Annotated in this window: 14 protein-coding genes; 6 read left to right on the top strand and 8 right to left on the bottom strand. The window is 57.0% G+C overall.

Annotated features, from left to right (window positions below; genetic code table 11):
• The first annotated feature begins 289 nt into the window (after positions 1-289).
• Entirely contained in the window at positions 290-2683 is a 2394-nt protein-coding gene (malP, locus tag L383_RS07040; protein ID WP_023331497.1) for a maltodextrin phosphorylase, read from the top strand.
• 9 nt (positions 2684-2692) lie between these two features.
• Positions 2693-4771: a 4-alpha-glucanotransferase gene (malQ, locus tag L383_RS07045; protein ID WP_023331496.1), complete on the top strand. Its 2079-nt coding sequence runs from the start codon at positions 2693-2695 to the stop codon at positions 4769-4771.
• A 110-nt stretch (positions 4772-4881) separates the two neighbouring features.
• Here the strand turns inward: malQ and gntT are convergent, their stop codons facing one another.
• The 3 genes from gntT to gntX form a co-directional block, all read right to left on the bottom strand.
• Positions 4882-6198: a gluconate transporter gene (gene gntT, locus L383_RS07050; RefSeq protein WP_023331495.1), complete on the bottom strand. Its 1317-nt coding sequence runs from the start codon at positions 6196-6198 to the stop codon at positions 4882-4884.
• Positions 6199-6557: 359 nt separating this feature from the next.
• Positions 6558-7133, bottom strand: a complete 576-nt coding sequence (nfuA, locus tag L383_RS07055; RefSeq protein WP_003861601.1) for a Fe-S biogenesis protein NfuA — start codon at positions 7131-7133, stop codon at positions 6558-6560.
• A gap of 61 nt (positions 7134-7194) precedes the next feature.
• Entirely contained in the window at positions 7195-7878 is a 684-nt protein-coding gene (gene gntX, locus L383_RS07060) for a DNA utilization protein GntX (RefSeq protein WP_023331494.1), read from the bottom strand.
• 36 nt (positions 7879-7914) lie between these two features.
• On the opposite strand from gntX, the gene bioH reads away from it, so the two are divergent.
• Positions 7915-8688 carry a pimeloyl-ACP methyl ester esterase BioH gene (bioH, locus tag L383_RS07065; protein ID WP_023331493.1) on the top strand — a complete coding sequence of 258 codons (774 nt, stop codon included), beginning with the start codon at positions 7915-7917 and terminating at the stop codon, positions 8686-8688.
• A gap of 111 nt (positions 8689-8799) precedes the next feature.
• Complete coding sequence (locus L383_RS07070) at positions 8800-9069, top strand: YdgH/BhsA/McbA-like domain containing protein (protein WP_014885543.1); 270 nt, start codon at positions 8800-8802, stop codon at positions 9067-9069.
• A 44-nt stretch (positions 9070-9113) separates the two neighbouring features.
• Here the strand turns inward: L383_RS07070 and feoC are convergent, their stop codons facing one another.
• From feoC to greB, 5 genes are all read right to left on the bottom strand, one after another.
• Complete coding sequence (feoC, locus tag L383_RS07075; RefSeq protein ID WP_014885542.1) at positions 9114-9350, bottom strand: [Fe-S]-dependent transcriptional repressor FeoC; 237 nt, start codon at positions 9348-9350, stop codon at positions 9114-9116.
• Positions 9351-9360: 10 nt separating this feature from the next.
• A complete protein-coding gene (gene feoB / locus L383_RS07080; protein ID WP_023331492.1) occupies positions 9361-11679 on the bottom strand; it encodes a Fe(2+) transporter permease subunit FeoB in 2319 nt (772 codons plus the stop codon).
• Positions 11680-11710: 31 nt separating this feature from the next.
• Complete coding sequence (gene feoA, locus L383_RS07085) at positions 11711-11938, bottom strand: ferrous iron transporter A (RefSeq protein ID WP_008503050.1); 228 nt, start codon at positions 11936-11938, stop codon at positions 11711-11713.
• A gap of 318 nt (positions 11939-12256) precedes the next feature.
• Positions 12257-14587 (bottom strand): Tex family protein, encoded by a 2331-nt coding sequence (locus L383_RS07090; RefSeq protein WP_023331491.1) that lies wholly within the window; start codon positions 14585-14587, stop codon positions 12257-12259.
• A gap of 87 nt (positions 14588-14674) precedes the next feature.
• Entirely contained in the window at positions 14675-15148 is a 474-nt protein-coding gene (gene greB / locus L383_RS07095) for a transcription elongation factor GreB (protein ID WP_014885539.1), read from the bottom strand.
• A gap of 228 nt (positions 15149-15376) precedes the next feature.
• On the opposite strand from greB, the gene ompR reads away from it, so the two are divergent.
• Positions 15377-16096, top strand: a complete 720-nt coding sequence (gene ompR / locus L383_RS07100) for an osmolarity response regulator transcription factor OmpR (RefSeq protein ID WP_001157751.1) — start codon at positions 15377-15379, stop codon at positions 16094-16096.
• Positions 16093-17439: a two-component system sensor histidine kinase EnvZ gene (gene envZ / locus L383_RS07105; RefSeq protein ID WP_014885538.1), complete on the top strand. Its 1347-nt coding sequence runs from the start codon at positions 16093-16095 to the stop codon at positions 17437-17439. Before ompR ends, envZ begins: the two co-directional genes overlap by 4 nt.
• Positions 17440-17452: the final 13 nt, after the last annotated feature.

The following is a 17452-nucleotide window of genomic DNA, read 5'->3' as shown; positions in this document are numbered from 1 at the left end:
TCTCCTTAGATATGACCCAATTGCAGAAATATTATTCTACGTAAGTAATCATTTCAGCGCGGATTAATTTCATCCGAAACTGCATTTCATTTCTTTGACATTCTTCCCGGTGACGTTTTCCTCTTCCGGGCACACTCAGGCTATGCTCTGAGAGTGGCCTCGATCACACTTTTATGCTCATCCCCGCTACTCCTCCCTGTCTAATCCCCCACAGGATGAGGAAGAGGTGAAATGAGCCAGGCACACTAGCGCCAACTTGTGTTTTCTTTCTAAAGGATGCCGATCCCCTATGTCACAGCCTACCTTCAACAAAGCTCAATTCCAGGCTGCCCTGACGCGTCAGTGGCAGCGTTTTGGCCTTCATGCTGCAAACGAGATGACGCCTCACCAGTGGTGGCAGGCGGTGAGCGGGGCGCTCGCAGAGCAGCTGGATGCTCAACCCGTGGCGAAGCCCGTCAAAGGCCAGCGTCACGTCAACTATATCTCGATGGAATTCCTGATTGGCCGCCTGACGGGCAACAATCTGCTGAACCTTGGCTGGTATCAGGAGGTGGGTGATGTGCTGAAAGCGCACGACATCAACCTGACTGACCTGCTGGAAGAAGAGATTGACCCGGCTCTCGGTAACGGTGGTCTGGGTCGCCTGGCGGCCTGCTTCCTTGACTCCATGGCAACGGTTGGCCAGTCCGCCATTGGCTATGGCCTGAACTATCAGTATGGCCTGTTCCGTCAGTCGTTCGCTGATGGTCACCAGATGGAAGCGCCAGATGACTGGCACCGCAATACCTACCCGTGGTTCCGCCACAATGCGCAGCTGGACGTGCAGGTCGGCATCGGTGGGAAAGTCACAAAGCAAGGCCTCTGGGAACCGGCTTTCACCATCACCGGTGAAGCCTGGGATCTGCCGGTGCTTGGCTACCGTAACGGCGTGGCGCAGCCGCTGCGCCTGTGGCAGGCGAAGCACGCTCATCCGTTCAACCTGACCAAATTCAACGACGGCGATTTCCTGCGTGCCGAGCAGCAGGGTATCGACGCCGAGAAGCTGACCAAAGTCCTCTACCCGAACGACAACCATCTGGCGGGTAAAAAACTGCGTCTGATGCAGCAGTATTTCCAGTGCGCCTGCTCCGTGGCGGACATTCTGCGCCGTCATCACCTGGCGGGCCGCAAGCTGGCACAGCTGCCGGACTTCGAAGTGATTCAGCTCAACGACACGCACCCGACCATCGCCATTCCTGAACTGCTGCGCGTGCTGATCGACGAGCATCAGCTGGGCTGGGATGACGCCTGGGCGATTACCAGCCGCACCTTCGCCTACACCAACCACACCCTGATGCCGGAAGCGCTGGAGTGCTGGGATGAGAAGCTGGTGAAAGCGCTGCTGCCGCGCCATATGCAGATCATCAACAAGATTAACGATCGGTTTAAAACCCTGGTGGATAAAACCTGGCCGGGCAATAAAGCGGTCTGGGCGAAGCTGGCAGTGGTTCACGATAAGCAGGTTCGCATGGCGAACATGTGCGTGGTGAGCGGCTTTGCGGTGAACGGCGTAGCGGCCCTGCACTCGGATCTGGTGGTTAAAGATCTGTTCCCGGAATATCACCAGCTGTGGCCGACCAAATTCCACAACGTGACCAACGGCATCACGCCGCGTCGCTGGATCAAGCAGTGTAACCCGCTGCTGGCCGATCTGCTGGATAAGACCCTGAAGAAAGAGTGGGCCAACGATCTGGACCAGCTGATCAACCTGGAAAAATACGCGGATGACGCGAAGTTCCGCGAGCAGTACCGTGCCATCAAGCTGGAGAACAAAGTTCGTCTGGCGGCGTTTGTGAAAGCGCGCACCGGGATTGAGATCAACCCGAATGCCATTTTCGATATCCAGATCAAGCGCCTGCATGAGTACAAACGTCAGCACCTTAACCTGCTGCACATCCTGGCGCTGTATAAAGAGATCCGCGAGAACCCGCAGGCCGACCGCGTGCCGCGCGTGTTCCTGTTCGGTGCGAAAGCGGCACCGGGGTACTACCTGGCGAAAAATATCATCCTCGCCATTAATAAAGTGGCGGCGGCGATCAACAACGATCCGAAGGTGGGCGACAAGCTGAAGGTGGTGTTCCTGCCGGATTACTGCGTATCGGCGGCTGAAATGCTGATCCCGGCGGCGGATATTTCCGAGCAGATCTCGACCGCAGGGAAAGAGGCCTCCGGCACCGGTAACATGAAGCTGGCGCTGAACGGTGCGCTGACCGTTGGCACGCTGGACGGTGCGAACGTCGAAATCGCTGAGCAGGTCGGTGAAGAGAATATCTTCATCTTCGGTCATACCGTGGAAGAGGTGAAAGCCATCAAGGCCAAAGGCTACGACCCGGTGAAATGGCGTAAGAAAGACAAAGTGCTGGATGCGGTGCTGAAAGAGCTGGAGAGCGGTAAATACAGCGACGGTGACAAGCACGCGTTTGACCAGATGCTGCACAGCATGGACAAGCATGGCGGTGACCCGTATCTGGTGATGGCCGATTTCACCGCCTATGTGGACGCGCAAAAGCAGGTCGACGTGCTGTATCGCGACCAGGACGCATGGACCCGGGCATGCATTCTGAACACGGCGCGCTGCGGTATGTTCAGCTCTGACCGCTCAATCCGTGATTATCAGGCTCGTATCTGGCAGGCAAAACGCTAAGGAAGCGCGATGGAGAGTAAACGTCTGGACAGTGCCGCGCAGGCGGCGGGAATTAGCCTCAGTTACATCAATGCGCACGGCAAACCGCAGTCTATTGGTGCGGACACCAAAAGACGTTTGCTGAATGCCATGCACAAAGCCGACGCGAAAGCGTCGGCACTACCGGTGCCAAACGTAAAGGTCTTTACTGCGGGCAAAAAAATGTCGCTGACGGTGGAGGGGCGCGGCGAGTTTAGCTGGCTGCTCACCACCGAAGAGGGGCATCAGCATAAAGGCCACGCCACCGGCGGCAAAGCGTTTAACCTTCCGGCGAAACTGCTGGAGGGCTATCACAGCCTGACGCTCACCCAGGACGAGCAGCGTTTTCACTGCCGGGTGATCGTCGCGCCAAAACGCTGCTATGAGCCGCAGGCGCTGCTCGAAGGCAAAAAGCTGTGGGGCGCCTGCGTGCAGCTCTACACGCTGCGTTCCGACAGCAACTGGGGCATCGGCGATTTTGGCGATCTGAAGAATATGCTGGCCTCCGTGGGTGAGCGCGGCGGCGCGTTCATCGGCCTCAACCCGATCCACGCGCTCTATCCGGCGAACCCGGAAAGCGCCAGCCCGTACAGCCCGTCCTCCCGTCGCTGGCTGAACGTCATTTATATCGACGTTAACGCGTTGGATGATTTTAAAAACAGTAAAGACGCGCAGGCGTGGTGGAAGCTTGAGACCACGAAGCAGATGCTGAAACAGGCCCGCGAAGCGGACTGGGTCGATTATGCTACTGTGACCGCGCTAAAAATGGCGGCGCTGCGTCTGGCCTGGAAAGGCTTTGCTAAGCGCGATGACGATCAGATGGCGGCCTTCCGCCAGTTTGTGGCGCAGGAAGGCGAAAGCCTCTACTGGCAGGCGGCATTCGATGCGCTGCACGCGCATCAGGTGAAAGAGGACGAAATGCGCTGGGGCTGGCCGGTCTGGCCGGAAGCGTACCAGTCCGTGGACACCCCGGAAGTCAAAGCCTTCTGTAAAACGCATGCCGACGAGGTGGACTTCTATCTGTGGCTGCAGTGGCTGGCCTACAGCCAGTTTGCCGCCTGCTGGCAGGTAAGCCAGGGCTATAACATGCCGATCGGCCTGTATCGCGACCTGGCCGTCGGTGTGGCAGAAGGCGGCGCGGAAACCTGGTGTGACCGTGAGCTTTACTGCCTGAAAGCGTCCGTCGGTGCGCCGCCGGATATCCTTGGGCCGCTCGGTCAGAACTGGGGCTTGCCGCCGATGGATCCGCACGTGATGGCGGCGCGCGCCTACGAGCCGTTTATCGACCTGCTGCGTGCGAACATGCAAAACTGTGGCGCGCTGCGTATTGACCACGTCATGTCCGTACTGCGCCTGTGGTGGATCCCTTACGGCGAAACGGCCGATCACGGCGCGTACGTCCAGTATCCGGTAGACGATCTGCTGTCGATCCTGGCCCTGGAGAGTAAGCGTCACCAGTGTATGGTGATCGGGGAAGATCTCGGTACCGTGCCGGTGGAAATTGTCAGCAAGCTCCGCGACAGCGGCGTGTACTCCTATAAAGTGCTCTATTTTGAAAACGACCATGAGAAAACCTTCCGCGCGCCGAAAGCGTATCCAGAACAGTCAATGGCAGTCGCGACGACGCATGATCTTCCTACGCTCAGAGGCTACTGGGAAAGCGGCGATCTGACGCTCGGGAAAACGCTGGGTCTCTATCCTGATGAAGAGGTTCTGCGCGGGCTGTATCAGGATCGCGAGCTGGCGAAGCAGGGGCTGCTGGATGCGCTGCATAAGCATGGCTGCCTGCCGAAGCGCGCCGGTCACAAGGCGTCGCTGATGGCGATGACGCCAACGCTCAACCGCGGTTTGCAGCGCTATATTGCCGACAGCAACAGCGCTCTGCTTGGCCTTCAGCCGGAAGACTGGATTGATATGGCGGAGCCGGTGAACATCCCGGGCACCAGCTATCAGTACAAGAACTGGCGTCGCAAATTGTCCACAACGCTTGAGAAGATGTTTGCCGATGACGGGGTGAACAGGCTGATTAAGGATTTGGATAAGCGGCGAAAAGCGGCTGCTAAGAAGTGATAAAAAACCCGCCAGTGGCGGGTTTTTTATTGCCCGGTGGCGCTACGCTTACCGGGCCTATATGGAGCCAGTAGGTCGGGTAAGGCGAAGCCGCCACCCGACTTATGACATCAAACCACCATATTCAACAGCAGCACCCCAACCAGGCCACACACCGAAATAATGGTTTCCAGCGCGGACCAGGACTTGATGGTTTCACCGATGGTCAGGTTGAAGTACTCCTTAAACAGCCAGAAGCCCGGGTCGTTCACGTGAGAGAAAATCACGCTACCGGAACCGACCGCGATAACCATCAGCTCAGGACTGACGCCCGTGGTGGCAATCAGCGGCGCAACGATACCGCCTGCAGTAATCGCAGCAACGGTTGCAGAACCCAGCGCAATACGCAGAACCGCGGCAATAGACCAGGCCATCAGGAGCGGCGACACGTTGGTTTCATGCATCATCGCAGCGATGTATTTGTCCACGCCGCTGTCAACCAGCACCTGCTTGAACGCACCGCCACCGCCGATGATCAGGAGCATCATGGCAATAATTTTGATGGAAGAGGTCAATGTGTCGTTGATCTGATCCATTGAACGACCCCGGTTCAGACCGAAGGTGAACATCGCGATCAGGACGGCAATCAGCGTAGCCATGACCGGATCGCCCAGGAATTCTGCCACGCCCAGGAACACATGACCTTTCGGCAGGATCATCTCTGCCACGGCGCGCATCGCCATCAGGATCACCGGTACCAGTGAGGTCCAGACGCTGACGCCAAAGCCAGGCATCTCTTCTTCGGTGAAGGTTTTCGCACTGTACAGACCTTCCGGAATTGGCTTATCGATACCTTTCAGGAAGCGGGCATATACCGGGCCTGCCAGAATCACGGTCGGGATTGCCAGAATCGTACCGAACAGCAGGGTTTTACCCATATCGGCGTGGAAGATGGTGGCGATTGCCGTTGGGCCCGGGTGAGGTGGCAGGAAACCGTGGGTCACGGACAGCGCCGCAGCCATTGGCACACCTACAAACAGCAGCGGAATGTTAGCTGCCGCTGCGATGGTGAACACCAGTGGCAGCATCAGCACGAAGCCCACTTCATAGAACAGCGCGAAACCGACGGTAAAACCGGTCAACACCACCGCCCACTGAATGTTCTTCTTACCAAATTTGTCGATAAGCGTGGTGGCAATACGCTGCGCGCCGCCGCAGTCTGCCAGCATTTTGCCGAGCATGGCACCGAAGCCCATGATCAGCGCCAGGCTGCCGAGCGTGCCGCCGACACCGGCTTTAATGGAGCTGATAACTTTAACCAGCGGCATACCCTGCATCAGACCGACTGCAAGTGCCACCAGAACCAGAGCGATAAATCCGTTCATTTTGAAACGGATCATCAAGAGCAGTAATAACACAACACCGATAGCAACGATGACTAATGGCATGATTTACCTGGCCTTTGAATTGTTATGGGTAACGTCATTGTTTCAACGACACATTCCGATTGTCCCAACTGGGAACAGAGAAGTAACGGCACTAATACTGATGCCTTGCAAACCATTAAGTTTAGTCGGCTGTTATGAGTGTGCTTAGTGCCCACGAGAATGATACGGGTAACATGGCGTGGTTGAGAATCACCCAGGCAGGCAAAATGTGAATTATGAGACGCAGGTCAACATATAGAGGAGGCGAGGCGGGAAAAAAAAGCCGGGTGGCGGCTTAGCCTTACCCGGCCTGCGATTGGGATACAGTAACAGTTTTGTAGGCCCGGTAAGCGCAGCGCCACCGGGCAAAGGCAGACGGCTTAGTAGTAAGAATGCTCGCCGCGCTGGTGCTCGGTCAGGTCACGTACGCCTTTCAGTTCCGGGAACTCGTTCAGCAGCTGCTTCTCGATCCCTTCTTTCAGCGTCACATCGACCATAGAGCAACCGTTACAGCCGCCGCCAAACTGCAGGATCGCCAGGCCGTCTTCCGTGATTTCCATCAGGGAAACGCGACCACCATGACCCGCCAGCTGGGGGTTGATCTGGGATTGCAGCAGATATTCAACGCGCTCCATCAGCGGGGCATCGTCGGAGACTTTACGCATTTTGGCGTTCGGCGCTTTCAGGGTCAGCTGAGAGCCCAGCTGGTCGGTGACGAAGTCGATCTCCGCATCTTCAAGATACGGCGCGCTCAGCTCATCAACATAAGCGGTGAGCTGTTCAAACTTAAGGGCAGTGTCAGTTGCTTCCACAGCGTCTGGCGGACAATAAGAGACACCGCATTCTGCATTCGGCGTGCCCGGGTTAATCACAAACACGCGGATCTGCGTCCCTTCTTCCTGATTTGCCAGCAGTTTGGCAAAGTGCGCTTGTGCAGAATCGGAAATACGGATCATAGCTTTGGCCTAATAGTTGACTAAATTACCTGGGTATAATCATACGCCCATTGAAGAAGGGCTACAAGGTACGGCACAGACACCATACCTGAACCGACGCGGCGCCGCTTCGCAAAAACAGTCGGGAAAGTTCAGCAACGGTACTGCCTGTGGTGACGACATCATCCACAATCGCGATATGGAGGCCGTTAACCGCCAATTCAAGGCGAAAGGCATTTTTGAGGTTTCTTTTGCGCAGCCGGGCGTTGAGCTGATGCTGAACGGCGGTGGCATGTACGCGGGTGAGTGCGCTGGTAGTGTATCGACAGCCGAGCCAGCGGGCGAGCGGACGGCAGAGCAGGTCGCTCTGATTGTAACCACGCCGCCAGTGGCGACGGCGATACAGGGGAACATTGACCACCATATCAATTTTCGGCAGGGCGCGGGTTCGCCGTGCCTGTAAAACCGCCAGCAATAACAGGCGGGCAAGGGGCGGTGCCAGCGAACTCTGGCCGGAAAACTTCAGGGCGTGAATCAGCCTGCTCAGCGGTCGAACGTAATCATCCACCGCCACCAGCGCGCTCCACGGCGGGGGTTTTTTCAGGCAGCGGCCACAGGGTAAATAGCGGTTCGTGGCGGGTAAACCACATTGTGGGCAGGTGGTGATACGCCTTTCCAGCGAACGCGTGCAGACGGAACAGACGCCCCAGGCGCTAAGGGCAAGCGGCATTTTGCATAGCCAGCACAAGCCGGGCACTGTTAGCATGTTCAACCTCCATGTGAAAAAAGAGAACAGTAACTGATGAAGACGCTGTGGTGGCAGACCGTTGGGACAGGAAATTGCCATCTTGTGCTGCTGCACGGATGGGGCCTGAATGCAGAAGTATGGCATTGCATAAACGAGGAACTAGCCTCGCAATTTACGTTACATCTGGTTGATCTACCGGGGTATGGCCGTAGCCACGGTTATGGTGCGATGACGCTCGAAGAGATGGCGCAGGAGGTGCTGAACGCGGCGCCACAACATGCCATCTGGCTGGGCTGGAGCCTGGGTGGGCTGGTGGCAAGCCAGATTGCGCTTTCCTGGCCCGAGCGCGTAAACGCGCTGGTGACGGTGGCCTCATCGCCCTGTTTTAGCGCGCAGGAGACGTGGCCCGGAATAAAGCCTGACGTGCTGGCGGGTTTCCAGCAGCAGCTGAGTGACGATTTCCAGCGGACCGTAGAGCGGTTCCTCGCGCTACAGACGATGGGCACCGAAACCGCGCGACAGGATGCCAGAGCGCTGAAGCAGGTGGTGCTCTCTTTACCGATGCCGGACGTTGAGGTGCTCAACGGCGGCCTTGAAATTCTGAAAACGGTCGATCTGCGTGAGCCGCTGGCCGCGCTGACGATGCCGCATCTGCGTATCTATGGTTATCTTGACGGGCTGGTGCCGCGCAAAGTGGTGCCCTTGCTGGACTCCCTCTGGCCGGACAGCGAATCGCAGGTCATTGCCAAAGCCGCGCATGCCCCGTTTATCTCGCATCCGACGGAATTTTGTTCAGCGCTCATTGCGTTAAGTCAACGTTTAGACTGATTATTTTCTATCCAGCCTGGAAAAAGTAACACACCGCAACCATACTCCAGATGTCGTTGCGGTTGTTATGCCTACGATGATCAAAACAACAATCCTATGGAGAGTCAGGCTATGAAACTTGTTACAGGTATTGTCACTTCTCTGGTTATTGGGTCACTGTCATTTGGCGTCTTTGCGGCAAAAGAGCTGGAAAAAGATAAAGTTGCCGGCATGAATCTGACGAAAATCGGTGAGATTTCTACGTCTGACACCACCGCGCCGATGGATGCGAGAAAAGAGCTGTCGAAGAAAGCGGATGAGATGGGCGGGACGTACTACGTCGTCACCAGTGCAGAAAAACAGACCAAAAACGTACGCGCCACCGCGGACGTCTATAAGTAATATGATAAAGCCGGGCAGCGATGCCCGGCTTTATGAGTGCAGTATTAGCGCAGTGCCCACCACTCCCGCAGGCAAGCCTTTCCTTCCGGACAACTTTTACAACTGCCAGAGAGGCAACCCTCTGCCTCCTCCTGGATCCGCACGGCTTTACCCATGGCTTCAAGGCGTTCCAGCATGGCATCGATCATCGGCTGGGGCGTATGCAGGCTGAGGCTCAGCTGTTTCGCCTCCATCCGGCCCTGCAGAGCCAGCATGTCACGCACCTGAATCAATGACGCCATGGTGTGCTCCTTAGTGACAGTCGCCCGCCGGGCTGTTGCAGCAGGTCGCGGCGGTTTTACGATTTGCCAGCAGGTCGATATCGACGCGGCTGCGTGCCCGGCGCAGCAGACCAAGAACAATCATGTTAAACAGGACAACCGCGAGGATACAAACCAGGCTGTAGCGTGGGTGCTGACTGAAATTAACGGTCTGATAAAACAGCGTCGCCAGCGAGTAAGCGATATTTAGCCCCCACAGAATGGAGAAGCCCATCCAGCCGCGACTGGATTCACGCGCAATCGCTCCCATGACGGAGATGCACGGAATATAGAGCAGAACAAAGATGAGATAGCTGTAGGCCGCAGATGCGCTACCAAATTTCTCGCCCATCACGCCCATGGCACCCGTCGCCATTTCACCGTCGCCTTTGCTGGCCTCAATCGGGTTCGCCAGCACGCTCAGGCTGAAGGTATCTTTCAGGCTCTGCCAGGTCTCCTCGACGGCACCCAGCAGTTCATCACCGAGGTGAAACGCTGCCGGATTAAATTCCTGTCCCTGGATGTTCTCCGCGGTGTAGAGCGTGTTCAGGGTGCCGACAACCACCTCTTTCGCCATCGCACCGGTGAACAGGCCCACGGTCGCCTGCCAGTTATCCTCATGCACGCCAATCGGTTTGAAGACCGGCGTGATGATGCGGCTGACGGAGGCGAGGGCAGAATCGTTGATGTTATCTGCTGCCTGACCGCTGAGGGTGAAGCTGTTCAGCGCGCTCAGGAAAATGCTGACGATGACAATCACCTTACCGGCGCGCAGCACAAACCCTTTCAGGCGTTGCCAGGTCTGGATCACCAGGCTTTTCAGGTGTGGAACGTGATAGACCGGCAGCTCCATGACAAACGGTGAGGCTTCACCGCGCATAATCGTGTGCTTGAGCATTAAACCGGTCAGGATCGCCATCACGATGCCCAGAACATACAGCGAGAAGACTGCCAGCGCGCCCTGCTGACCAAAGAAGGCGGCCGCAAAGACGGCGAAGATGGCCAGACGCGCACCGCAGGACATAAACGGCGCCATCATAATGGTCATCAGGCGTTCACGCGGAGCATCCAGGGTACGGGCACCCATGACCGACGGCACGTTACAGCCGAAGCCGACAATCAGCGGTACGAAGGATTTGCCGGGCAGACCCAGGGCCTGCATCAGGCGGTCCATGACGAACGCGGCGCGCGCCATATAACCTGAATCTTCCAGGAACGAGAGGAACAGATACATCATGCCGATCTGCGGTACCAGCGGCAGAACGGTGTTAATGCCCCCGCCGAGCCCCTGAGCGAGGAAAATGGTCAGCCACTCCGGGAAGTGCAGGGTGTAACCCACCCACTGAATCCCGTGTACAAAGATCGCGACGGAACCGGCGTCAAAAATCGGCTGGAGTGCGCCGCCGATGTTGATGGCGAGCAGGAACATCACGTACATCACCAGCAGGAAGATCGGCAAACCGAGGAAGCGGTTGAGTACAATCTTATCCACCGCCGCCGTAAAGCGGCTGGGTTCCGCCGTCAGGGCATTACTGACCACGTCGCAAATCGAGGCGATGGCCTGGTATCGTGCATCGGCGATGTGCAGCGCCGGGTCGTCCAGCTCGTCGCTGAGACGGGCCACCGTCGCGTCCAGTTTATCTGCCGCATGTCCGGCATAGGCGCGGCTATAGATATCGCCTTCCAGCATCTGCAGGCCGAGCCACTGGCGCTGTTTTGCAGGCATGCTTTTGTCCATCTCCTGCGCCAGCAGATCGGCTTCGCGCAGCAGCGGGCGGGCGTAATGCACCAGCTCAACGTCGTGATTTCCCGTGTGACGGTCAATCGCCAGCTTCAGGGCATCAATCCCGCGAGCGCGCGTTGAGACCAGCGGCACTACCGGGCAACCCAGGCGCGCGGAGAGGGCATCGACGTCGATGCGAAGCTTTTGTTTCTCTGCAATGTCGAGCATGTTGAGCGCCACGATGCAGGGAATACCCAGCTCCAGCAGTTGCAGCGTCAGGTAGAGGTTGCGCTCGAGATTGGAGGCGTCGACCACGTTGATCAGCAGATCCGCGTCGCCGCTCAGAATGTAGTGGCAGGCAATTTGCTCATCGAGCGAGGTCTGCGACGAAATGGTGGTCAAGGAATAGGTGCCGGGAAGGTCAACCAGAGTGACCTGATGATCCGTTGTCGTGAACTGGCCTTCTTTACGTTCAACGGTTACGCCTGCCCAGTTACCGACGCGCTGGCGCGCGCCCGTGAGCTGGTTAAATAGCGTGGTCTTGCCGGAATTAGGATTGCCAATTAAGCCAATAGTTAATTTTTTCATTTTTTTTAGACTCACTGAAACCGCTGGCTCGTTATCGGGATAAGGCTTCGACTTCTATTAATGCGAGGTCTTTTTTACGCAGGACCAGATTCACGCGTCGGGTTTCAATGTGAACCGGATCGCCTAACGGCGCCACGCGCACCACCTGGAATGACGAGCCGGGCAGCATGCCCAGCGAGAGCAGCTTTTGCCGATAGGCCGGGCTAATTTCGCGGGTAAATCCGGTAATCTTCCACGCACTGTCTGGAGTGAATTGCATAACGCCTGCTTCCACGAAAGGTTAAATTATCTACTATGGGATGATAATGAGAATAGTTTTTATCAGCAATAATAAAACTGTGACGGAATGTTGTTTGGTGTATTAATTTACGGCCTGTTTGACCTTGCTCAATATTTGCTGAAATGCGGAGATAAAGAGAAGAGGGTTATTTGTTAACGAAGTGATAATTAGTGGTTTAAATATGGATGCACTCTATTTGTTTTAATTCTTTGCGGCCTGCTTGCCGGGCGGCACTGCGTTTGCCCGGCCTACAAAACCGTAGGCCCGGTAAGCGTAGCGCCACCGGGCGTTTATCACTTAGCGCTTCTTGCCCATCGCGGCCGCCAGCGCATCCATCATCGCACTATTGCCCGCTGGCTGAGCATCACGCCCGCGCGGTTTTGCCGCTTTCGCGGCCGGGCGCTGAGAGTCACGAGCGCCACCGTTTCCGCCACGACGCGCGTTGGTGTCGCCTGGCTGCTCGTCCAGACGCATGGTCAGGGCGATACGTTTGCGCTGCAGGTCCACTTCCAGCACTTTCACCTTCACGATGTCGCCCGCTTTGACCACGGTGTGCGGGTCTTCAACGAACTTGTCGGCGAGAGAAGAGATGTGAACCAGGCCATCCTGATGCACGCCGATATCCACAAACGCGCCGAAGTTGGTGACGTTAGTTACCGCGCCTTCCAGCACCATGCCGGGCAGCAGATCGTTCATGGTCTCGATGCCGTCAGCAAAGGTCGCCGTTTTGAACTCAGGACGCGGATCGCGGCCCGGTTTTTCCAGCTCTTTGATGATATCGGTGACGGTTGGCACACCAAATTTGTCGTCGGTGAAATCCACCGCTTTGAGGTTGCGCAGGGCACTGCTATCGCCCATCAGGTCCTTCAGCGCCTGCTGGGTGGCGGCCAGAATACGTTCCACCACCGGGTAGGCTTCCGGGTGAACGGTGGAGGCATCCAGCGGGTTATCGCCGTGGTTGATGCGCAGGAAGCCCGCGCATTGCTCAAACGCTTTCGGCCCCAGACGGCTCACCTTCAGCAGCTGCTGACGGTTCTGGAACTGGCCGTTCTCATCACGCCAGGCGACGATGTTCTGCGCCATCATGCGGGTTAAGCCCGCCACGCGGGTCAGCAGCGGCACGGAGGCGGTATTCAGGTCAACACCGACGGCGTTTACGCAGTCTTCTACGACCGCATCCAGCTTGCGTGCCAACTGAGTCTGGCTCACATCGTGCTGGTACTGGCCCACGCCGATGGATTTCGGATCAATTTTCACCAGCTCCGCCAGCGGATCCTGCAAACGACGGGCGATAGAGACCGCGCCGCGCAATGAAACGTCCAGGTCCGGGAATTCCTGCGCCGCCAGCTCGGAGGCGGAATAGACTGATGCGCCCGCTTCGCTGACGATCACCTTCTGCGCCGTGACTTTCGGGAACTGCTTCTGCACGTCGAGGAAGAAACGTTCAGTCTCGCGGGACGCCGTACCGTTACCGATGGCGACCAGCTCGACGTTGTATTTTTCACACAGAGCGGCAACCACGACAGCCGCTTTCGCTGCCTGTCCGGTGTGCGGATAGATGGTGTCAGTGGCGACCAGCTTGCCGGTGCCGTCAACCACCGCCACTTTCACGCCGGTACGCAGGCCCGGATCGAGACCCATGGTCGCGCGCAGGCCAGCAGGCGCCGCCATCAGCAGGTCGTGCAGGTTACGGGCGAAAACGTTGATCGCTTCATCTTCGGCGCGCTCGCGCACGGTGCCCATCAGCTCGGTTTCGAGGTGCATCAGCACCTTGATGCGCCAGGTCCAGCTCACCACGCCTTTGCGCCAGCTGTCTGCCGGAGCGTTGTTAAGGCGCAGGCCGAGATGGTCAATGATGATCTGCTCGCAGTGGCTCTCTTTCGGCGGCTCGTCAAACTGCGGATCAGCGTTCAGAGAGAGCTGCAGCACACCTTCGTTGCGGCCGCGGAACATTGCCAGCGCACGGTGTGAAGGGGTGGTAGAAATCGGTTCGTGGTGATCAAAGTAGTCGCGGAATTTCGCGCCTTCTTCCTCTTTCCCCGCCACGACGGTAGAGACGATGTGCGCATTCTTCCACAGGTAATCACGCACTTTAGCCAGCAGGGCTGCGTCTTCGGCAAAGCGTTCCATCAGAATGTAACGCGCACCGTCGAGGGCGGCCTTGGTGTCCGCGACGCCTTTGTCGGCATCGATGAATTTCGCCGCCTCAGTTTCCGGATGGTGGGACGGCTCATTCCACAGCAGGTCGGCCAGCGGCTCAAGGCCTGCTTCAATCGCGATCTGCCCGCGCGTGCGGCGCTTCGGTTTGTAAGGCAGATAGAGATCTTCGAGTTCGGTTTTGCTCAGGGTGCCGTTAATGGCGCTTTCCAGTTCGCTTGTCAGCTTGCCCTGTTCGCCAATGGATTTGAGGATCGCCTGACGACGGTCTTCCAGCTCACGCAGGTATCCCAGACGGGTTTCCAGGTTACGCAGCTGCGTGTCATCCAGACCGCCGGTGACTTCCTTACGATAACGTGCAATAAACGGCACGGTGTTCCCTTCATCAAGCAGGCGAACGGCAGCTTCTACCTGCTCGGCTCTGGCCTGAAGTTCACCCGCAATAATGCGGCAGAGCGAATCTTTCATCATGGCTTTATCATCTGTTGAGTCGAAAAATCAGGGGATAGTTATACGGGCTGACACGGCAAAATGCCAGCCGGGGAGGGCGCTCTCGGACTATTTTACGTAGACGATCTCATTGACGTACCAGCTGGCTTCACCGGCGGGAGTCTGAACGACGGCCAAATCACCCACTTCCTTTTTCAGCAGCGCGCGGGCCATCGGGGAGTCGATGGAGATGTAATCCTTACGACCAAAAATTTCATCGTAGCCGACAATGCGAAAACGCAGGGTGTCACCGTCGTCGTTTTCAATCTCCACCCACGCGCCGAAGAACACTTTGCCCTCCTGCTGCGGGGAGTAATCGACAATTTTCAGGTTCTCAAGGCACTTGGTCAGGTAGCGTACCCGACGGTCAATCTCACGCAGTCGCTTTTTGTTGTACTGGTAGTCAGCATTTTCGCTGCGATCGCCCAGGCTTGCCGCCCAGGTCACCTTTTTGGTTACTTCAGGGCGCTCTTCTCGCCACAGGTAATCCATCTCTTTTTTGAGTTTTTCGTACCCTTCGCGGGTGATCAGGGGCGTTTTCATGGTAAAGCCTTTGCTGCCTGTTTTCTGTCTGGCGCACAATACGTACCACACAGTGTAACAGACAGGATTAATAATGATTTATGTGATGAAATGAGCAGATAAGCTGCTGTTAAATATGCTTTGTAACAATTTCGACTAGAATTTATACCAGATTTCGCTGGTCGAATACGTGCACTTTTTTAGAATACGCTGTCACAAAGACTATCCGAACCTTTGGGAGTACACACAATGCAAGAGAACTACAAAATTCTGGTCGTGGATGACGACATGCGCCTGCGTGCGCTGCTGGAGCGTTATCTGACCGAGCAGGGCTTCCAGGTTCGTAGCGTCGCGAACGCTGAGCAGATGGACCGTCTGCTGACCCGTGAATCTTTCCATCTGATGGTTCTCGACCTGATGCTGCCGGGCGAGGACGGGCTCTCTATCTGCCGTCGTCTGCGTAGCCAGAGTAACCCGATGCCGATCATCATGGTGACCGCGAAGGGTGAAGAAGTTGACCGTATCGTGGGCCTCGAAATCGGCGCGGATGACTACATTCCAAAACCGTTTAACCCGCGTGAACTGCTGGCGCGTATTCGTGCCGTGCTGCGTCGTCAGGCGAACGAGCTGCCTGGCGCACCGTCGCAGGAAGAAGCGGTGATTGCCTTCGGCAAGTTCAAGCTGAACCTCGGTACGCGTGAGATGTTCCGTGAAGACGAGCCAATGCCGCTCACCAGCGGTGAGTTTGCGGTGCTGAAAGCGCTGGTCAGCCACCCGCGTGAGCCGCTTTCCCGTGACAAGCTGATGAACCTGGCGCGTGGTCGCGAATACTCGGCAATGGAACGCTCCATCGACGTGCAGATCTCCCGTCTGCGCCGCATGGTGGAAGAAGATCCGGCGCATCCTCGTTATATTCAGACCGTATGGGGTCTGGGCTACGTGTTTGTCCCGGACGGCTCTAAAGCATGAGGCGAATGCGCTTCTCGCCGCGAAGCTCATTTGCCCGCACCCTGTTACTGATCGTCACCTTGCTGTTCGTCAGCCTGGTGACGACCTACCTGGTGGTTTTGAACTTTGCGATTTTGCCGAGCCTCCAGCAGTTTAATAAGGTCCTGGCGTACGAAGTCCGTATGCTGATGACCGATAAACTGCAACTGGAGGACGGCACGCAACTGGTCGTTCCCCCGGCGTTTCGCCGTGAAATCTACCGTGAGCTGGGCATTTCGCTCTACTCGAATGAGGCGGCAGAAGACGCGGGTTTGCGCTGGGCGCAGCACTACGAATTTCTTAGCCAGCAGATGGCGCAGCAGCTGGGGGGGCCAACGGAAGTCCGTGTTGAGGTCAACAAAAGCTCGCCTGTCGTCTGGCTGAAAACCTGGCTGTCACCCAACATCTGGGTGCGCGTTCCGCTGACGGAAATCCATCAGGGCGACTTCTCGCCGCTGTTCCGCTATACGCTCGCCATTATGCTGCTGGCGATAGGCGGGGCCTGGCTGTTTATCCGTATACAGAACCGACCGCTGGTCGACCTGGAGCACGCTGCGCTGCAGGTCGGTAAAGGCATTATTCCTCCCCCGCTGCGCGAGTATGGCGCCTCGGAAGTGCGTTCTGTGACGCGGGCCTTTAACCACATGGCCGCAGGTGTGAAGCAGCTGGCGGATGACCGTACGCTGCTGATGGCGGGCGTCAGTCACGACCTGCGCACGCCGTTGACGCGTATCCGTCTGGCAACGGAGATGATGGGCGAAGAAGATGGTTATCTCGCCGAGTCCATCAACAAGGACATCGAAGAGTGTAACGCCATCATCGAGCAGTTCATCGACTATCTCCGTACCGGGCAGGAGATGCCGATGGAGATGGCGGATCTGAACGCGGTGCTGGGTGAAGTGGTGGCCGCGGAAAGTGGTTATGAACGTGAAATTGATACTGCCCTTCAGGCCGGTGAAATTCAGGTCCGTATGCACCCGCTCTCCATTAAGCGTGCGGTGGCGAACATGGTGGTCAACGCGGCGCGCTACGGTAACGGCTGGATTAAAGTCAGCAGCGGGTCTGAACTCAACCGCGCCTGGTTCCAGGTGGAAGATGACGGTCCGGGTATTAAGCCCGAGCAGCGTAAGCATCTGTTCCAGCCGTTTGTGCGTGGCGACAGTGCGCGCAGCACCAGTGGTACGGGCTTAGGCCTGGCGATTGTGCAGCGTATTATCGATAACCATAACGGATTGCTGGAGATCGGCACCAGCGAGCGGGGTGGGCTGAGCATTCGCGCCTGGTTACCGGTGCCGGTGACGCGCGGACAGGTGAAAGAGAGTTAATCATTAAACGGTG

This window comes from Enterobacter sp. MGH 37, from assembly GCF_000534515.1.
Lineage (GTDB): Bacteria > Pseudomonadota > Gammaproteobacteria > Enterobacterales > Enterobacteriaceae > Enterobacter > Enterobacter kobei.
Note: the sequence above shows the minus strand (reverse complement) of the source record. Positions and strands in the feature narration are given on the sequence as shown.